This is a genomic window from Vibrio sp. M60_M70, from assembly GCF_037162085.1.
GTDB lineage: Bacteria > Pseudomonadota > Gammaproteobacteria > Enterobacterales > Vibrionaceae > Vibrio > Vibrio diabolicus.
The window spans coordinates 3,256,037-3,275,224 of sequence record NZ_JARLUL010000001.1; the positions used below are offsets into that span (position 1 = coordinate 3,256,037).

The window sequence follows — 19,188 nt, forward strand, 5'->3', positions numbered from 1 at the left end:
ATTAAATCTGGTAAAATAGATTAAGCAATATCGATTAAAACCCAACTCTATTCTTACCAGACTTTTTTGCTGAGTAAAGTTTTTCATCTGCCCTATCTATTACATCAATATATGTTAAATCGCTTACTTCAGGCGTAGCAACACCCGCTGAAAATGTTATTTCTAAGTTAAAATCAACATTGTAATCTCGATGTAAACCTACCTTCTTACGCAATCTATTTATAATATCAAAAACTTGCTCTACGTTCTTTCCCCTAAAACATACCAGTATCTCTTCTCCACCATATCGATAAACTTTATCAGTTCTTCTAATTGATTCCTTTATTTTTTTTGAAATTTCTTTTAATACTTCATCTCCAAATGTATGCCCGTAATTATCATTTATCATCTTAAAATTGTCTATATCTATTAATGCTATAGAATAAATTTCCTTATCATTCAAAAATTTTTCATGATACCTTTCTAAATCTTTTTCCATTGCAGATTCTATTTAATAAATCAGTTAGATCATCAATATATGCTAATGAATGTGATATATCTTTTCTAAAAAGGATTACATTTCTATCAACATCCTGCATTAAAGATATCATTTCTAAATAATCTTCCTTATTAATTTTTAACTTCCCAATCATATTCCTTATAAAACAAATTAAATCTTCTAGGCTTTCTTTTATTTCTAGTAATGTTTCATTATCAATCCTATTAATACCCTCCTCTAGTAGTTTAGAAAAATCCAAGTTAGATATTATTATTTCAAAACTACTATTACTATAATCTTTTGAATCAAAAAAGTTAATTAAATAGAATATATTTAATCTTGCTTGCTGATGTGTAATTATTGCATCATTTAGTTTTACATAAAAATCTCTAACTTCTGTTGTTTTAATGTTGCTCATTTCTTTTTATCTAAATATTTTTGTTTGTTTAAACAGCCACAAGAAGGACAAATATATATTTTCTTATAAAAAATCCTTTCAAACCATTTACGATGATATCTATATACTGGGTAACTTTTGCAAAAAACACATCTTTTATAAGCCATATAACACAAATCCAATAACAACATCAAATATAAAATCTCACCAACCGCGTGAAACATCAACCAGAAAATGTCATTTTTATAGAATGTGAAGGAATATTTATAAACAACACAAGGTAGGATATTAGGTGCTTTTATTTATACTAACTTAGAAGTAATTTAAACAATTAAAGAATGGTAGAAATATTAATTACCATCCAAAATTACTAGGTATAACTTCATTACTAGACCGTCCAGAGTGATGCTAATCGACACAACCTAAATAACATAAAGTATCGTGTAATGACAAATATACAAGAAGTCTCACATCATATGAATATTATAAAATAAATTAGGCACTTCAAAAATAACCCAGAAAGTGAAAGCACATTCTCTAGGAAACACTAAAGACTTTTTATCTCGACGACTCTCACACAACTTAGCTTCAATATAATATAAAAATTTGTTAATTTCCTCGTAGGAAAGAATAAAAAACGGCATACTGTAGCATGCCGTTTTATTCAAATACTTAACTGTTAATATTGGTTATTTTGATTTCTTGTTAGAAACCGCTTTTGGACGAGGTTCATCCATCAGGCCTTTTACTAGGGAAACCGTTGCAACAAGCAGAACAATCGTAAATGGTAGGCCTGTGGTCACGGCCATTGCTTGAGCTGCCGCTAAGCCACCACCAAGCATCAATGCAATCGCAACTAAGCCTTCAAACGTACACCAGAACACGCGTTGAGGCGTTGGCGCATCGACCTTACCGCCCGCAGCAATCGTATCAATAACCAGTGAACCAGAGTCTGAAGAGGTGATGAAGAATACCACCACCAAAATAATACCGACGAAAGATGTAATTTCAGCTAGCGGCATCACATCTAACATGGCAAATAGTTTTAACGGTAATTCCGCCTTGAACACAGCTTCATAACCATCGCTCACGTATTGGCTTATAGCGTTACCACCAAAAGCGGTCATCCATAACACACAAACAGAGGAAGGGATAAGGATAACGCAAATAATGAACTCACGAACTGAACGACCACGAGATACACGCGCAATGAACATACCAACAAATGGTGACCAAGAAATCCACCACGCCCAGTAGAATGCCGTCCAACCTTGAGAATAGTTTACGTCTTCTCGTCCAAATGGCATTGATAGGGCAGGAATATTAGTCACATATGACACTATATTTTCGAAGAAACCCGTTAAAATCGCAATCGTCGGGCCGACAACAATAACGAAAAGCAGTAAAAGCGCAGCAAGACCCATGTTGATCTCAGATAAGATTTTCACGCCTTTGTCTAGTCCCGCAACAACTGAGATTAAAGCGAGTGCGGTGATGCCAATAATCAATAGTACCTGCGTAGTATTCGTCATTGGAACATCAAACAGGAAGTTCAAACCCGTTGCGGCTTGAGACGCACCGTAACCTAGGGACGTTGCCAGACCAAAAACTGTCGCTACAACGGCAAGAATGTCGATAATGTGACCAGTCCAACCCCATACACGCTCACCAAACAGTGGGTAAAAAATGGATCGCATGGTAAGTGGCAAGCCTTTATTAAACGAGAAAATCGCCAAACCAAGAGCCAATAGCGCATAGATTGACCACGGATGAAGCGCCCAGTGGTAAATCGTCGCCGCCATGCCTAGTGCAGATGCAGCACTTGCATCGCCTTCTGCACCACCTAGAGGGGCCCAATCAGTACGAACACCGTTCTCAACGTTCACGCCACCAATAGCAGAACTAAAATGAGACATAGGTTCTGATACACCAAAGAACACCAGACCGATACCCATACCTGCTGCAAAGAGCATTGCCAGCCAGCCCGCATAGGAATAATCCGGTATCGCTTCTGTACCGCCGATTCGTACACGACCTAACGGTGTAAAAATCAACCCAACACAGACAATGACAAACATATTACCAGAAGCGAGAAAAACCAATCCAAATGGTGTAACAAACCCGCTCTTAGATCTGCGAAAAACGGCTCTACCTGTTCTCGAAATAATAGTGTTACTACAACAAACAATACGATTGCTAAGCCAGAAATTGCAAAAACACGGTTATGAATATCAAGGCCAAATGGGCCTACTTTTAACGCGACATTATCCTGACCAATTTGATAGTCAGTGTCTATCGCGTTTACCTTTCCATCGGGGCGTTGAATGCCACCGTTATTATCGGTGCTCACGGATAATCTCCTTAAAAATACGTGACCAAATTTAATTACTTTTGTCGAAGTTTGAGTGATGAAACACCCTTACTACTTACTACTTACTACTTACTACCAAGTGCGTGTTAAATATTCATACTAAACAACTCTTAGTACTATTGATATGCTTTGAATAACACCGGATAGTTTTTCTGATAAGAAATTCCGCTATTAACAGGAAACCGGTAAAGCATAATAAAATTGATAAACAGAGTTCCTACTTCGTTTGCCTTATCCCTACTGAACAGACAACACTTCTTCACCTCTATACGCTTTATGCACTTCATTAATCCACAGTCGTTCGGGCTTTCAGCAGCATTTACTCTATTACTATTACTATATATTAATAGCAAGCAAATTATTTTTATCAGCCTCTTAACACGCTGACATCACCCGCTAGAAAATCCCTAACAAGCCTGATTTAAAACCCTTTCAGATATATTTCATCAGTACGCATAACCAAACAGATAGCTTAAGGAGCTTTTATGCGTACCCAAAAAACTGAACATGACTACCCTTTTGAGACTTCAGAACTCAATGAGCTGCTAGAGCATGCAGCCGAAGCTCTAGCTACGAAATACAAACGTGAAGGCACGTTCACTAACCCAACCAATGTCAAAGAGTATTTAAAACTCAAATTAGGAGCACATGACCGCGAAGTGTTTGCCGTGATGTTTCTTGATAACCAACATCAATTGATCAGTTTTGAAGAGTTGTTCTTTGGCACGATTGACGCCGCTTCGATTTATCCACGTGAAGTATTGAAGACAGCACTAAACCACAACGCTGCCGCGGTGATTTTTGCCCACAACCATCCTTCCGGCATTGCTGAACCTAGCCAAGCCGACAAACGCATTACTCAGCGACTTATCGACGCTCTAAAGCTCGTGGATATCCGTGTCTTAGACCACATCGTGGTTGGTGAAGACTGTGTCTCATTTGCTGAGAAGGGATTGATATGAGTGAGTTTATTGTTCCCGGACTTAGTGATGAGCTCGTTACTCCAATGCATTGCTTTCTTGATGCCCTCTTATTGGGCAGCACCATTCCTAATACAGTTGAGCGTTTGGCGTTAAACATTCGCTCTCAAGAAACTGACCAACGATTTCAGCCCATTGAAATTCAACTAGAACGCACATCCAGTGATTCGCCCTGGCAGCTTCGCTTTATCGCCGCCTTTGACGTTGTCGTCACAGGCTCGCCACAAAAAGAGTTATCGCTGTATTTCAACTTCGCGGGTTGTTGGTTCTATCACCCTGAAATTAAGCAGTGCAGCTTACAACGGCCAGAAGTACAAACCTTACTCGCCAGTTGGCTTAAAGCAGTCACTCGCTCGCTCATCGCACACTCTGCAATCTCAATCGACATTACCCCCATTCGCTAATCTCCATTTCCCTCAAAGAGGTCACTATGAATCAAGCTGCTAACCTGGCTATGTGCGCATGCAAGCGAGCCAAGCCTTCACACCAACTCAAAGACTTAATCAAACATTCTATTCATGATGTTAATTACCGAGGACGGCTAACTATCCGATTTAAGGACACCAGTTACCACCCGAAAGATGGAGGGTTTCATCCTGTCTCTATCACTATCGATATTAAAGACAGCCATATTGCCATTAGTGAGATAACGGACCGCGTTTATGTGGGCGACGAAATACCGGAACTGGTTCCCGACCTTACTTTTGATTTTGCTAACAACGTCGCTTTCGCGCGCTTTAGCGGCTGGCTGGGCATGCACCTACAAGAAACCACGGAGCTGTATGAAATGTGGGAGTGTAACTTTCTAGCTTATGTAGCAATGGACGCTTACAACCAAATTCAGATTAAGTGTGGCTAACAACCAAAGCCAATCCACTTACTACCCCAGAACACTCCCCTTCCGTTACCAAGCATTCAACAACACCCGCATAGAGCTGCACCGATACCTGCTTCCCATATTGTTAAAACGGGAAGCTTCAATCCCTTACTGCACAAGGGTTTCTTGATATCGTCGGCTCTGTGCTTCCCAAAACACACTTCTACAGACAAAAAAGGAAGCAGATTATGGCTGAGGTCCAAGCAATCAAAAATGATGACACCATACGCCTGATTGGTCATTTACTGAGTATTCGTTGCCATCCACAAATGGCCGATGTATGGCATATCGGATTAAACCTAGCACTGAGGATTTCTGATTTGTTATCGATTCGCTTTGAAGACATTCATGGTGACCGACTTATTATTCGTGAAAGTAAAACTGGCAAACTGGCAAACATTCAACTCAATACCAAAGCGCAGCAGCATATTGCTAGATTAAGGGAGCAACATCCCGGCCACATCTATTTGTTTCAATCCCACCGATGCCAACAGTTGAAAAACAAACCACCCCAGCCAATAACGCGACGTGCTGTTTCCATGGCGTTTCAACAAGTAGGCCAAGAGCTAAATATTGCGTTAGGCACTCACTCGATGAGAAAGACGCGAGGCTACTTTCTTTACCAATCTACAAAGGATATAGGCCGTGTTATGAAAATGCTTCGTCACACATCTGAGGGCGTCACCCTTCGCTATATCGGCATCACTCAAGATGAAGTCGATAAAGACTTTGTTTCTCTTGAACTTTAAACCGGGTCATTTAGTGAGGGGGCGGGACCGCCAATCCCTTATAAACATTAAGCTCAGAGCCTTTTTGAGTTTCGCAATTATTACATTTGAGAGCAAATAACATGAACCCATATCACGCAATAGGAAGCTTTCTAGTTGGCAGTTTATCGAAAAGTTTAATCCAAAACTTATTCTGGAAAACCAATCAACCAATCAGAGGTAGCATTGTATATTGCGATCTCGCATTTGGTACTGCTGAGCATTCGGGTGTCTACGTGGGAAATGGACGTATCATCCACCGTAATGGCAAAGGTCTTATCGAAGCTGTATCAATTCATCAATTCCTAGCAGATACCACAGCCCTTTCCATTTACGTGAGTTGCAATGCTCACGGCCATTCCATTGGCAGCGAGTTTACCGCTCAAATTGCAGAAGCCATGCTAGGTGTGCAAACAGACTATTCTCTGTTAAATGAAAACTGTCATCAGTTCTGTAGCTACTGTCTAAGTGGTGACATCTTCTCAAACACCTTCACATTGAGTCAGCTTAAACGTGACGCTCGTACATACCTTCAAGCCAGTCAGTGGCGTGTATGGGATTTAAGGCATCGTCATAAAGGATAAGCAAATCATCTTTCTCAGCCAAACAAGTCCGCTTGCTGTATTCCATAGCAGGCATTTTTTGTCATCGGTCTTTCAGCGCATAAAAAAGGCTAGGTCTCCCTAGCCTCATTACATATCAACTCAAAATTACCTAACATTCACTGCGCTCTGCTAAGCGAGCTTCCATCCACTCATTTACCTCAGATTCCAACCATGCCACAGCTCTACCACCAAGAGGTACGCTTTTAGGGAATGAACCCTCAACCATAAAATTGTAAATGCTTGAACGCCCTAGACCTGTCATGTTAATCACTTCTTTTAATCTGATAAATCTCACTGGGAAATCTCCTATGTTATTCTTCCTCGTAGGATTCCGTGTGATGTGATTATTTAATGGATTCTCTAACCAACCCCATGATTAAGCTAAAGGCACAACAAGTACGACGATTGGTACATGATTCCTAATAGGAGTTTAAGGCTTTCGTCTCGCAGAGCTCATTTATGGTTCTCTCTTGATCCTGCTACATCCAAATGAGCGTATCCCTTCTCCAAAATTCTTTGTCTCTCTTTTGGCCAAATAACACATTCGGAAAAGTAAGGCGTCATAGTTACTCTTTGTGTCATACCTATTTTGTACAACTCTGAATTTATTATTATTAGGGAAATGAACTAAGCCTCTCATATCACAATATGAATACCCTAGAGCGTCAGACCACGCTTCTTGAACCAATACCGCTAAGCTTTTTTGGGCTCAGGGCTGGTAGAATAGTGCCCTAAAGATCGGAAGTTTTCATTACTCATTAGAATAAACATATGATAGTGATCATTATTGCTGCTATCCCTTTCTCTGCACCATATATTAAAAGCCTTATTTCCTTTCTTAACATGATGAACTCTAGTTTTTTCCTTTTTTTCTCTTCTAAAGTAAAATTAATCTTCCTCTGAAATAGCCTTCTAAATTTTGTTATATATGAAATATCTCTATCCTGCTCAAGATCTTGAGGAAACCGTAGAACAACACTAAAAGCAATAATCCTATTGTGTTCAGTTGTGACATAGTCAAGAAGTTCTTTCGACTTTATCAGATAAGGCTCGTAGTATTCTCTTTTTGGATTAAGTTTTATATCGTAAAAGAACTCTCCCTGATAAATTTTCGGCTCCCTTACTCTTATCCTTTTCTCTTTCTTCATTCTTATACCTATTAGATTATCTATCTCATAGGTTAGGTATATTGGTAATAATTTATTATTTGTTAATATGACTCAAGAATAAAAAAATATAAAACATATATAACTATATACCGACGGTTTACCAGCGACACTAAACTATATCAGGCCAGAGGCTTCGGTGCTTTATTAAGCCATAAGCTGCTCGGATACTCTGTCTAATTATTTCCACAGATAGTACAAGACAGTGTCACCTTTGAACCTCGCCAGACTCAATAAAAAGCATCGCATATCCATACATAGCATCACAAACTAATAGACCTCCTCCCTTTAAAAACAAGACTTACTACAAAAAAATCGTCAACAAACCATTGTAAAAACAACCTTAAATCACGATAATAACCAATTAAAAACACATAGAAAACTCAATAATAACTCTGTGTAATCTTAACATTTACATAACAAGGAATGAGTAATGGATAGCAAGTTATCAGTTGAACCACCCAAGGCCAAAAGTGACAGGGAAGCAAATTTATATGTTTCTTTATTAATTAAAAAGAAGAAATTGTACAGACGTAACACTAAAAATTTCATTAACTTACATATAGAACAAAAGAACAATCTTATAAAAAAAGCATTCAATGAATTAACAGAAAACGATGCTAAACAATTGGCAAATGAATTAATAAAAGAATATAAAGAAAACGACTTATTAGAAATAATAACACGTATCTTTGACAAAAAAGACAGCCGAAAAATAAATTGGCTATGGGGATTTCTTATCTATAACTCTAGGTATATAGAGAAAGAATTTCTCGACAATACTAAAAGTGACACCAGTGTATTCGATGTATTAGCTGCAGATAAAGAAAGTAAATATAATCAGGTAATCAATTACATCGACAAATTAAACATCAACCCTCATAATTCAATTAATTTTTACAACGACTTAATAAAAGAGTGGAACTTTATCAGTAAAGACAATTCACTCAAGAAGTTCTTAGAAAGAGATCAAGATAGATTAAATGAAAAATCTATGGAATTAGTAAGATTTATAAATAAAAATCATAGGTTATATCCTGAAATCAAAGTATTCCAAGATATTGAAAACACTGCTCCTTATGAAACCTGCTTAGCAGTGTACGACCTTATTAATGATGAGATAATTAAGGAAAACCTATTATTAAAATTTAGTAAGGCATGGAGTCAGTATAAATACAGAACCAAAAATAGTGGTAAAAAGCAATACACTTTTATTCTTCCACCTGACACCAAAAAGAAACTAGATAGAATAGTTGATCTTTCTGATAAAAACATAGGCGACACTCTAACTGATATCATTGAGAAAGCCTACCGAGAGCTTAGTTAGATATATCCGTTTTACAACTAAAGAGATGCAGTTCCTCGAATCATTAGAAAGAGGCTGCATCTTCCTTACAAGTTGGACTAAAAATCAAGCCGATTTCGTCGGTGATAAAGGAACAATATTCTCAACTGTCAAAGTCTGAAGCTTGTCGCCCCACGCCTGTAAAACGGCTAGTTGCTCATCAAGATAATCATGGTGATTATAAACTCGAAGCATACCCGGTAACTGGTGACCGACTGTCTTTTCAATCGCCACGATATCTAACCCCATTTCACTACAACGGCTGATAAAGGTACGACGCAAATCGTGGGGTGAAAAACGCTCTAGATCGGCTGGTAAGTTACGTTTGATCAATGCCCGTACTGCCGCAGGCTCTTGAGCTTTATCTACAGTGAGCTGAGGCCAAACCAACTTCCATTTACTTGGGACACTTTCACGTTGCTCTTGCAACAACTCAACAAGATAATCACTGAGCGGTACTTTGCGACTGTCCGGACTTTTAGTATGTCGCTCTGCTGAACTGGCTGGTAGAGTCCAAACCTTGTTTTCTAGATCTAACTCACCCCAACACATTTCTAGGACAGCACTGATACGTTGACCGCATCCCAACAAGAAACGTATTAAACGCACGTTAGAAGGAGCTGTACGCCACTCCCCTAAGCTAATTAGCAATATCTTCAACTCAGAAAAGCTAAGGTTTCGTTTTGTTACTTTAGATCCCCCTCCAACATCCTTTGCTTTAAGTTGTGGGGCCGGATGAAAACCAAGCATATTGAGAGCTAAGGCATGGTTAATCACTTGATTGATGATTTTATGGCAAGCACCGATAGCACCAGCCATACGGTTACCGTCTTTATCAACCTTCGCATCAAAAACCTTATTGAGATCATATATGCTTAAATCCGCCAATTTAACATTGCCGATAATTGGCTTTATATCTCGATTGTAAATGGTTCTCGACTGATCTCCTCGTAATTGCTTAGAAAGACGCTTCTCATCAAAACTTTCAAATGCATCGTTAAAGGTCTTTGCCTCATCTTGTGCACGTTTTTCTTTATCAAGTTCAACTTTTGGATTCTTATTGTTCTCCAACCAACTCCGATAACGACCAGCTTCCACTCTTGCCTGCTCTAATGTCATACCCCGCTCAGGTTTTGACTGCACATATCGCCCCATAGAGATTTTTTCGTGTTTCTTTCCAATCTGAAACCGAAATGTCCATGTCATTGTACCCGTAGGACGAACGCGTATATTAAGCCCTTCAATTTTTTTATCTGGGATTAAGTACTCTTTATCTTGTGGCTTCAGAGCTTGTAGCGTGGCATTGCTGTTTATTCGTTTTGTCATTATAAGCAACTCTCTAAAATTCTGGGTACGGCTCAGGGTACGGCAATGATGAGGTTTTTATTGTACCCATAAAGACTTTAATGGACAACGAATCTAAACAAACCAACATAAGACATTGATTTATATAACAACAACAAACATTGGCGGACGTTAATGGAATTATGTCACCATACACCCACCATATGGAAGCGGGCGTGCTATTGGAACGCAAAGCGTAACCCACCGCGTCAAATACAAAAAAAGCGAGCTCAATGGCTCGCTTTTTTAATTTGATTCGTTTTGCTTATTCCGCAGAAGTCTTCTTGCTGACAAAACCTAGCTTCTTACCAATCCATGCGAGTAAGATCATTGAAACCATGATCGCAAAGAAGTTTGAGCCTGCTTCTGGGTATTGCGCTTTAATAAACGCAGAGTGACCAAACGCACCTACGAAGAAACACGCCAAGCCAACTAATGGGATATCTTCTGATACCGGGTTATTTAGGTACTCTTGGTAAAGAGCTTGTACAGCCAGTACGAGTGCAATCAATGGGAAGATTGAAAACGATACTTCACTCATGGTCAACCATGACAATAAAGCATCACCACACATACCTGCAACCAGTGCCAAAATCAGCGTTTTCTTTTCAGATTTATTTCCATTCGACATTATTCTATCCCGCCTTTTAATCGGTTACGTTCACGTTCTTTGCGATACCAATAGGCCCCTTTGGCTATCATTCGCAATTGCATGATCAATCGCTCGGCGAGTTCATCGCGCTCACGTCGATCTAAATCTAAAGCTTCAGCCCCCGAACTGAAAACCAAAGTCACAGACGCTTCTGCTTGAGTATACGCCTCTTCTCTGGTCACGCCGGTGCTCATTAAATACTCGGTTAATTCTGCCGCAAAATGCTGGATTTCTCGAGCAACAGCGGTACGAAATTCAGCAGAAGTGCCGGAGCGCTCACGCAACAACAAACGAAAAACGTTCGGACTACTTTCAATGAATTCCATAAAGGTTTCGACCGAGGTACGAATTACGCTACCTTCTTTCACAATACGTTGACGCGCCTGACGCATCAGTTGACGTAGTAGCAAACCGCCTTCATCGACCATAGTTAAGCCTAGCTCATCCATATCTTTGAAGTGGCGGTAAAAAGAAGTCGGTGCAATCCCTGCCTCTCGGGCGACTTCTCGCAAGCTAAGGCTGGAAAAGCTGCGATCCGCACTTAATTGACTAAATGCCGCATCGATCAATGATCGACGTGTCTTCTCTTTTTGCTGTGCGCGGATTCCCATCGATTTCATTCTTAACTTGCTCTTTTTCTGTAGGGTACAAGAGCCTCAATATAACGCAATTTGCTCCTACGGAGAAAGATATGTTGCTTCGCTCGCTCTGAGCGCGGAGAACGTTACTATTGGCATGCATCTAATTGCAATGTTCTCGATGCAATTTATAGACATACAACATACCAAATCATCCTTTTGTTCGATTCTGCGTGATCACCTCCACTCTCTAACAGGCATTACGTGTACCAATAGAGTAAATGAGTTAAAATCGCGCTAAAGCAATGTTAAGCAAATATAACAAGGAAGGCATCATGGCGCATGTTAATCACTATGACGTGATCGTAATCGGTAGTGGCCCTGGCGGAGAAGGGGCTGCAATGGGATTAACCAAAGCGGGACTGAATGTTGCCATTGTCGAGAAAGAAAGCAGTGTCGGCGGCGGTTGTACTCACTGGGGTACTATTCCATCTAAAGCACTGCGTCATGCCGTTAGCCGCATCATCGAATTTAATAGCAACCCGCTATTTTGTCGAAACAACACCAGCGTTCATGCAACATTTTCTGACATTTTAGGTCATGCTAAATCGGTCATTGATAAGCAAACTCGACTTCGTCAGGGCTTTTATGACCGTAACTCATGCACACTTTTGTTCGGAACCGCGCGATTTATCGATAACTACTCAATTGCAGTAATGCAAAGCGACGGCACAGAAGAAATCTATTCTGCGGATAAGTTTGTCATCGCGACTGGTTCTCGTCCGTATCAGCCTAACGACGTTGATTTCTTGCATGAGCGCATCTACGACAGTGATTCCATTTTGAGCCTGAAACACGACCCTCGCCATATCATCATTTACGGTGCAGGCGTTATCGGTTGTGAATACGCTTCTATCTTCCGCGGACTTGGAGTGAAAACCGACCTTATCAATACCCGAGACCGCTTGTTGGAGTTTTTGGATAACGAAGTGTCAGATGCGCTGTCTTACCACTTCTGGAACAGCGGTGTGGTAATTCGTAATGATGAGACCTATGAAAAAATCGAAGGCACAGAAGATGGCGTGATTATTCACCTACAATCTGGCAAGAAGATGAAGGCGGACTGTTTGTTGTATGCGAATGGTCGAACAGGTAACACCGATAAGTTGAATTTGGGTGCAGTGGGTCTGGAAGCGGATTCTCGCGGACAACTAAAAGTAAACCGTAACTACCAAACCGATATTGAGCACATTTACGCTGTAGGCGATGTCATCGGTTACCCTAGCCTTGCAAGCGCCGCTTATGACCAAGGGCGATTTGTCGCACAAGCCATTACGAAAGGTCAGGCAGAAAACTATCTGATTGATGATATTCCAACAGGTATCTACACCATCCCAGAGATTAGCTCTGTGGGTAAAACCGAGCAAGAGCTAACAGCTGCGAAAGTACCGTATGAAGTAGGACGCTCTTCGTTCAAGCATCTAGCTCGTGCACAGATCGCAGGGAAAGACATCGGCAGCTTGAAGATATTGTTCCATCGTGAAACCAAAGAAATTTTAGGGATTCACTGCTTTGGCGAACGTGCCGCGGAAATTATCCACATCGGTCAAGCCATTATGGAGCAAAAAGGCTCAGCGAATACCATCGAGTATTTCGTCAATACCACCTTCAACTATCCGACGATGGCCGAAGCGTATCGTGTCGCTGCGTTGAATGGTTTGAACCGCTTGTTCTAATCTATGCTTCTTGATAGCAAACAGAAAAACAGCAGGCTTGGACCTGCTGTTTTTATATCAACATTATGCGAGGAAGGTATCCTTGTGCCATTGGTAGAGAAAGATAACCCCTAAACCAATACCCCGCATCAACATAAAGCTCGTCATTGCAAACCACAGCGCGTGATTTTCCCACTCGGCGAACAAGTAAAAGACAACGAAGAAACTGCTGGTCGCGACAAACATACTATTGCGCATGTCTTTGCCTTTGGTTGCACCGACAAAAATGCCATCCAATAGAAAGCACCACATCGACGCAAGTGGCATCACCACCAGCCAAGGTAGATACACCGCTGCTTGCTGTTGTACCGTCTCAATTGAAGTGATCATGGCGATCAACTGCGATCCCGCCAAACCAAAGAACGCGGTCAGTCCTAAGCAAATAACCAAACTCCAAAAGAAAGTGCCGACAAGCGATGCACTCAATTGTTGCCTATCTTTGGCACCAATCGCCTTCCCGACCATGGCCTCCATTGCATAAGCAAAGCCATCCATGCCATACGAGATAATCATCAGGAAGCTCATCAGAACCGCATTTGCAGCGACAACCTCATCACCAAAGCTCGCGCCTTGGAACGTCATAAAGCTAAAAGCCGCTTGCAGACACAAAGAACGTAAGAAAATATCGCGATTCAATTTCACGAATCGCCCTAAACCGTGTTGAGTGCTGGCTAGCAACTTTTGAGGTGATGGTAATTGCCTCTCTCGCCAGGTTTTCCAGACACACATGAGACCAAAACCCATGCCTGAGTAGTCAGCAATCACCGATGCAAGCGCAGCGCCTTCTACTTTCCACCCCAAACCAATCACAAACAACAAATCGAGGGCAATATTCGTCACGTTGGTGATGATCACCATCCACATTGGTGCTTTGGAATTTTGCGTCCCGAGCAGCCACCCCAACAACACAAAGTTCATTAGCGCAGCGGGGGCACTCCACACACGGATAGAGAAGTATTGCATGCCGTAGTGTTTTACCTCTGCGCTGGCGTCACTCAAGCCAAAGATCAAATCAGCTATCGGGGTATGGGCAATAAGGAAGACTAACGCAAACAGCAGCGCCATGAGTGAGCCTTGCATAAACACCAAGGCAAGTTGCTTTCGGTCTTCACCGCCATAGGACTGCGCCGCCAACCCAGTAGTCGACATACGCAAAAGACCAAGCAGCCAAAACGTCACGCTGATCATGGTGCTGCCCAACGCAACACCACCCAAATACCAAGCGTGGTCTAGATGACCAATCACCGCAGCATCGACCAAACCGAGCAATGGAACAGTAATATTCGACAGCACCATAGGTATCGCTAAAGCTAAGACTTGGCGATGAACTTTTGGGTTAGATAAAGGAGAGAAGATTGAATTTGTCACAGGCACCTCATCAGTAAGATCGACGAGTGTACCTGAGCGCTTAACGACTAGCCAATTACCACTTGATGTGAACGAGGACTGGCGTGAGGCGATGCTTCAACATTGGAATCTTATTAAGCCAACGCTGCCAAGCTTTCCAACGAGAACAGAATCTATCGAATGGCGAGAAAGCTTTCACCCATTGTGCCCATGGTAACCATTGCAATATCTGTGCTGCAGGCGCTTCAAAGCCATGAGCATAACGATCAGAGCCAAGCTTTTGTCCCCATTTGGTTTCCGTTAAATCTCCTGCCAACACCATACACAGTTCAGCAGAGACAAAATGTCGACCCAAGGTTTGAATAAATTTCGCGACTTGGCGCTCTGTGCAATCGAGCAGTGCCATTTCACATAAAATGAGTACTGGTGCTTGCTCTGGAATGGCTAACGTCTCTAGCCACGACATTTCATCCACACTGCCACAGCGATGTTCATAACGTTCATTTTTGTGGAACAAGCGCTGACGCCATACCAAATTTTCCGTCACGTCTAGCTCTATCCAATGGCAGCGCCCATTATCCAAACGATAAAAGCGGGTATCTAGCCCAGCTCCGACATTGATTATCCAAGCATCGGGATACTGCTGTAAGAAATGACTAACCTGCTGGTCACAAAGCTGAGTCAGCGTCACGTGCAGCAATTGCTTCTGCGCAATATCACCACTCAAACAATCCGGCGCCATCTTACAGCTCAAACACGCTTTAGCAGCTATCGGATCGTACACCAAGCCATTGTCGACCATGCTTTCACGGCTACGCAATAACAGTGGTTTTAATAAATGGTTAGGAACTTGATGTTTAGACTGAGACATGGGCATTTCCTGCGCCAGAGAGAAAACATAGACATTGAAATAAATGATAATGAATATCAATTACATTATCAAGCTTATAAATTGCTCAAAACAAACAAGGTCAGGATGATAAGCAAGCTTTTAGAGGAAGTAGAACAAAGAGAAGAGAAAAGACAAAACAGCCCAGAAGAACTGGGCTGCTTAAACACACTTACATCCAATCGGTATTGCGAATAATACCAACGGCTAAGCCTTCAATCGTAAGGTGCTGAGACGTTAAGTCCACTTGGATTGGGGCAAACTCTTCATTCTCAGCATGCAGTAATATGGTTGAACCTTTGCGCTCCAAACGCTTCACAGTCACATCATCATCAACACGCGCAACGACAACTTGACCATCTCTCACGTCTTGGGTCTTATGCACCGCGAGCAAATCACCATCCATAATCCCGATGTCTTTCATACTTTCGCCATTTACACGAAGTAAGAAATCCGCTTGCGGTTTGAACATCGCAGGATCGACTTGGTAATGCGCTTCTACGTGTTCCTGAGCCAATATGGGCTCACCCGCAGCAACTTGACCAATCAAAGGCAAGCCCTGTTCGTCATTAGCGGCAGAGTCATCAAGTAGGATACGAATCCCACGCGATGCACCTGGAATAATTTCAATTGCTTGCTTACGAGCAAGCGCTTTTAGGTGTTCCTCTGCGGCATTCGCAGAGCGGAAGCCAAGCTCACGCGCAATCTCTGCACGAGTTGGTGGCATTCCGGTGTCATCGATTTTACTTTTGATCAAATCGAAGACTTGTTGTTGGCGTGGCGTTAACGGCTTCATGTCTCACCTGTCTTTTTATACAGTTAACTGTGAGTATATCCAGTAAATGCTCAAATGAAAACCCAATTGGTTGTTTTTTAATTTATTTGTGGAGTGCACTTTGTTTGCTGCCCAAGTTCATTATTCATGCGTTTAAAACACCGCCTTTTCAGTTAATCAAAGTAAAGCAACAACTTAGGAGTTCGACTAATTTACAGCCAATAAAATTAAAAGGTTTGACCAGTTTCTGGTATCCTTGCTGCGCTTAAATTTTATCGCCTAGGCTTATTTCTTTTGCCGTACTCATTTCTTTTTCTATAGAAGACATGCAAAGCGGACACTGAAATAAGGTTAGGCCTGTTTGAATACCTATTGAGGCTGTGAACTTTATGTCTTCTGGACAATCATTTTCACGTTCATTACTAAAACTACCTTTATCGGTACTGGTAAAGGGCACCACAATCCCGTCGAACCCGATTGAAGATCTGAATATCGACCTCGCTAAGCCGATTGTATATGCCCTACCGTTCCGCTCGAACGTGGATTTGCTGACACTGCAAAAACAAGCCATGAGCCTTGGTCTACCCGACCCGCTCAGTCCGCTGGAAATCAATGGCAAAACGCTGAACCGTTTCGTCTTTATCGCTGCGCGTCCAACTGTGATGAACAACGATAATGATGTCCCAACCGACTCTGTCTCTCTGTTCACAGACTTGCTGGAACTGCATAAACTGGACAGTGAATTGGACGTTCAAATGATCCCTGCAACCGTGCTTTGGGGTCGTAAACCAGGTAAAGAAGAAAACCAAAAGCCTTACCTTCAGCCAATGAATGGCCCGCAAAAGGCGAAAGCGGTAATGGCGGCAGGACGCGACTGCTTGGTTCGCTTTAGTCCCGTGGTATCTCTGCGTTATATGGCAGACTCTCACGGTACCGACAGCGCAATTGCGCACAAATTGGCTCGCGTGGCGCGTATCCACTTCTCTCGCCAAAAACTTGCTGCTTCAGGCCCAAACCTGCCACAACGCCAAGTGTTGTTTGCTCGTTTACTAAAATCTCCAGCTATTGAACTGGCGATCGCTGACGAAGCCAAGAGCAAAAACATCTCGATTGATAAGGCACGTAAAGAAGCACATGACATCATGGATGAAATCGCCGCCGACTTCTCCTATGGTCTAGTGAAAAACGGCGACCGCATACTGAGTTGGCTATGGACAAAGCTGTACCAAGGGTTGCACATCAATAACGCCTCGACTGTGCGTCGTTTAGCGCAAGACGGCCACGAAATTGTGTACGTTCCGTGTCACCGTAGTCACATGGACTACCTACTGTTGTCTTACGTTCTATACCATGAAGGTATGGTGCCTCCGCACATTGCGGCAGGCATTAACCTGAACTTCTTCCCGGCAGGTCCTCTTTTCCGTCGCGGTGGGGCGTTCTTTATTCGTCGTAGCTTTAAAGGTAACAAACTGTACTCAACCATTTTCCGCGAGTATCTAGCTGAGCTGTTTGCCAAAGGCTATTCAGTCGAGTACTTCAGTGAGGGTGGTCGTTCACGTACAGGTCGCTTACTGCAAGCGAAAACGGGTATGCTGGCTATGACCATCCAAGCAATGCTACGTGGTCTAAACCGCCCAGTAACACTAGTGCCGGTCTACATCGGTTACGAGCACGTAATGGAAGTGGGCACTTACGCGAAAGAGCTACGTGGCAAACGCAAAGAGAAAGAAAACGCAGGGCTTGTACTACGTACTCTGCGTAAACTGCGTAACTTTGGTTTGGGCTATGTGAACTTCGGTGAACCAATTCAGCTCAACCAATACTTGAACGAGCATGCTCCTGAGTGGACGAAAGACATCGACAGCATGGGTGGTAACAAACCACAGTGGATGAATCCTGTGGTGAACGACCTTGCTAATAAGATGATGACGCACATCAATGATGCGGCGGCGGCAAACGCGTTGACCTTGTGTGCAACCGCACTGCTTGCTTCTCGTCAACGTGCACTTTCTCGTGACTCGCTGATCAACCAGATTGAGTGTTACTTAAAGCTACTCAAAAACAACCCGTACTCAAGCACCTCCACTATCCCTACCGAAAGTGCCGAGGAGTTGGTCGATCATGCGATTTCACTTGATAAGTTCGTGATTGAAACCGATAGCATGGGGGACATCATTTCGCTGGATCGTAGCCAATCGATCCTGATGACCTACTACCGCAACAACATCATCCACTTGTTTGCTCTGCCATCATTAATTGCTCAGATGATCATTCGTCAGCGCAACCTTTCGGTAGAAAAGATTCAAGCGAATGTCGCGCAAATCTACCCATTCTTGAAGAAAGAGTTGTTCTTAAGCTATCAAGAAGACGAGTTGGATGAATTGGTCGTTAAAACACTGCATGAGTTTGCCGATCAGAAAATGATTAGCCTCGATGGTGATAAGCTGGAGATCAATCAGTCGAACAACCAGCCTTTGGTTCTGCTAGGTCGTACAATCACGGAAACACTGCAGCGCTACTCTATCGCGATGAACTTGCTTGTTGCTTACCCAGAGCTCGGTAAATCGGACCTAGAACAGAAGAGCCAAGATATTGCTCAACGTTTAGGACGCTTACACGGTATTAATGCGCCAGAATTCTTCGATAAAGGTGTGTTTACCGCTATGTTCAATACACTCAAACAGCAAAAATACCTCGATAACGATGGTAACTGTGACACGAAGAAAACGCAGCAATTTGCACGATTACTATTCACTCTGCTTTATCCAGAAGTGAAACTGACGATCGAAGAGAGTATTCATCAACTTCAGTCGTAACCGTTTTACCTTCTTCCAAAATAAGA

22 protein-coding genes are annotated in these 19,188 nt (G+C 42.2%); 8 read left to right on the forward strand and 14 right to left on the reverse strand.

The window, feature by feature from the left end; all coding sequences use genetic code 11:
- Positions 1-34: 34 nt before the first annotated feature.
- From P4S59_RS15190 to P4S59_RS15205, 4 genes are all read right to left on the reverse strand, one after another.
- Positions 35-478, reverse strand: a complete 444-nt coding sequence (locus P4S59_RS15190) for a GGDEF domain-containing protein (RefSeq protein ID WP_337168593.1) — start codon at positions 476-478, stop codon at positions 35-37.
- Positions 450-896, reverse strand: coding sequence for a hypothetical protein (locus P4S59_RS15195; protein WP_337168594.1), 447 nt, complete (start codon positions 894-896; stop codon positions 450-452). The genes P4S59_RS15190 and P4S59_RS15195 overlap by 29 nt, the downstream gene beginning before the upstream one ends.
- 668 nt (positions 897-1,564) lie before the next feature.
- Positions 1,565-3,043 (reverse strand): BCCT family transporter, encoded by a 1,479-nt coding sequence (locus tag P4S59_RS15200; RefSeq protein ID WP_337168653.1) that lies wholly within the window; start codon positions 3,041-3,043, stop codon positions 1,565-1,567.
- Entirely contained in the window at positions 2,926-3,225 is a 300-nt protein-coding gene (locus P4S59_RS15205; protein WP_337168595.1) for a hypothetical protein, read from the reverse strand. Before P4S59_RS15205 ends, P4S59_RS15200 begins: the two co-directional genes overlap by 118 nt.
- 506 nt (positions 3,226-3,731) lie before the next feature.
- Here P4S59_RS15205 and radC point away from each other — a divergent pair.
- The 5 genes from radC to P4S59_RS15230 all read left to right on the forward strand — a co-directional run bounded on the left by radC (position 3,732) and on the right by P4S59_RS15230 (position 6,454).
- Positions 3,732-4,208 (forward strand): RadC family protein, encoded by a 477-nt coding sequence (gene radC, locus P4S59_RS15210; RefSeq protein WP_337168596.1) that lies wholly within the window; start codon positions 3,732-3,734, stop codon positions 4,206-4,208.
- The gene (locus P4S59_RS15215) at positions 4,205-4,630 is read left to right on the forward strand and encodes a DUF2787 family protein (RefSeq protein ID WP_268853814.1); all 426 of its coding nucleotides are present in this window, start codon (positions 4,205-4,207) and stop codon (positions 4,628-4,630) included. The genes radC and P4S59_RS15215 overlap by 4 nt, the downstream gene beginning before the upstream one ends.
- Positions 4,631-4,656: 26 nt before the next feature.
- Positions 4,657-5,085 (forward strand): DUF2787 family protein, encoded by a 429-nt coding sequence (locus P4S59_RS15220; protein ID WP_337168597.1) that lies wholly within the window; start codon positions 4,657-4,659, stop codon positions 5,083-5,085.
- Positions 5,086-5,291: 206 nt separating this feature from the next.
- Entirely contained in the window at positions 5,292-5,852 is a 561-nt protein-coding gene (locus P4S59_RS15225; RefSeq protein ID WP_301661367.1) for a tyrosine-type recombinase/integrase, read from the forward strand.
- Between the two features lie 101 nt (positions 5,853-5,953).
- Positions 5,954-6,454 (forward strand): lecithin retinol acyltransferase family protein, encoded by a 501-nt coding sequence (locus P4S59_RS15230; protein ID WP_337168598.1) that lies wholly within the window; start codon positions 5,954-5,956, stop codon positions 6,452-6,454.
- 130 nt (positions 6,455-6,584) lie between these two features.
- On the opposite strand, the gene P4S59_RS15235 is transcribed toward P4S59_RS15230, so the two are convergent.
- The 4 genes from P4S59_RS15235 to P4S59_RS15250 form a co-directional block, all read right to left on the reverse strand.
- Entirely contained in the window at positions 6,585-6,770 is a 186-nt protein-coding gene (locus P4S59_RS15235) for an AlpA family transcriptional regulator (RefSeq protein WP_337168599.1), read from the reverse strand.
- A 162-nt stretch (positions 6,771-6,932) separates the two neighbouring features.
- A complete protein-coding gene (locus P4S59_RS15240) occupies positions 6,933-7,163 on the reverse strand; it encodes a YagK/YfjJ domain-containing protein (protein ID WP_337168600.1) in 231 nt (76 codons plus the stop codon).
- 5 nt (positions 7,164-7,168) lie between these two features.
- Positions 7,169-7,291: a YagK/YfjJ domain-containing protein gene (locus tag P4S59_RS15245; RefSeq protein ID WP_337168654.1), complete on the reverse strand. Its 123-nt coding sequence runs from the start codon at positions 7,289-7,291 to the stop codon at positions 7,169-7,171.
- Positions 7,234-7,623, reverse strand: a complete 390-nt coding sequence (locus P4S59_RS15250; protein WP_337168601.1) for a YagK/YfjJ domain-containing protein — start codon at positions 7,621-7,623, stop codon at positions 7,234-7,236. The genes P4S59_RS15245 and P4S59_RS15250 overlap by 58 nt, the downstream gene beginning before the upstream one ends.
- Positions 7,624-8,074: 451 nt before the next feature.
- On the opposite strand from P4S59_RS15250, the gene P4S59_RS15255 reads away from it, so the two are divergent.
- Entirely contained in the window at positions 8,075-8,968 is an 894-nt protein-coding gene (locus P4S59_RS15255; RefSeq protein ID WP_337168602.1) for a hypothetical protein, read from the forward strand.
- A gap of 84 nt (positions 8,969-9,052) precedes the next feature.
- On the opposite strand, the gene P4S59_RS15260 is transcribed toward P4S59_RS15255, so the two are convergent.
- From P4S59_RS15260 to fabR, 3 genes are all read right to left on the reverse strand, one after another.
- Positions 9,053-10,312 carry a tyrosine-type recombinase/integrase gene (locus P4S59_RS15260; RefSeq protein ID WP_337168603.1) on the reverse strand — a complete coding sequence of 420 codons (1,260 nt, stop codon included), beginning with the start codon at positions 10,310-10,312 and terminating at the stop codon, positions 9,053-9,055.
- Positions 10,313-10,595: 283 nt separating this feature from the next.
- Positions 10,596-10,961 (reverse strand): YijD family membrane protein, encoded by a 366-nt coding sequence (locus tag P4S59_RS15265; RefSeq protein WP_005378634.1) that lies wholly within the window; start codon positions 10,959-10,961, stop codon positions 10,596-10,598.
- On the reverse strand, positions 10,961-11,602 hold the full coding sequence (gene fabR, locus P4S59_RS15270) for an HTH-type transcriptional repressor FabR (RefSeq protein WP_005378632.1): 642 nt from the start codon (positions 11,600-11,602) through the stop codon (positions 10,961-10,963). Before fabR ends, P4S59_RS15265 begins: the two co-directional genes overlap by 1 nt.
- Before the next feature lie 263 nt (positions 11,603-11,865).
- Here fabR and sthA point away from each other — a divergent pair, with 263 nt between their 5' ends.
- Positions 11,866-13,296 (forward strand): Si-specific NAD(P)(+) transhydrogenase, encoded by a 1,431-nt coding sequence (gene sthA, locus P4S59_RS15275; RefSeq protein WP_005389689.1) that lies wholly within the window; start codon positions 11,866-11,868, stop codon positions 13,294-13,296.
- Between the two features lie 63 nt (positions 13,297-13,359).
- Here the strand turns inward: sthA and dinF are convergent, their stop codons facing one another.
- The 3 genes from dinF to lexA form a co-directional block, all read right to left on the reverse strand.
- On the reverse strand, positions 13,360-14,703 hold the full coding sequence (dinF, locus tag P4S59_RS15280) for an MATE family efflux transporter DinF (protein WP_337168604.1): 1,344 nt from the start codon (positions 14,701-14,703) through the stop codon (positions 13,360-13,362).
- Between the two features lie 55 nt (positions 14,704-14,758).
- Complete coding sequence (locus P4S59_RS15285) at positions 14,759-15,553, reverse strand: class I SAM-dependent methyltransferase (protein WP_005378679.1); 795 nt, start codon at positions 15,551-15,553, stop codon at positions 14,759-14,761.
- Positions 15,554-15,743: 190 nt separating this feature from the next.
- A complete protein-coding gene (lexA, locus tag P4S59_RS15290; RefSeq protein WP_005393778.1) occupies positions 15,744-16,367 on the reverse strand; it encodes a transcriptional repressor LexA in 624 nt (207 codons plus the stop codon).
- A gap of 368 nt (positions 16,368-16,735) precedes the next feature.
- Here lexA and plsB point away from each other — a divergent pair, with 368 nt between their 5' ends.
- On the forward strand, positions 16,736-19,162 hold the full coding sequence (gene plsB / locus P4S59_RS15295; RefSeq protein ID WP_047010238.1) for a glycerol-3-phosphate 1-O-acyltransferase PlsB: 2,427 nt from the start codon (positions 16,736-16,738) through the stop codon (positions 19,160-19,162).
- Positions 19,163-19,188: the final 26 nt, after the last annotated feature.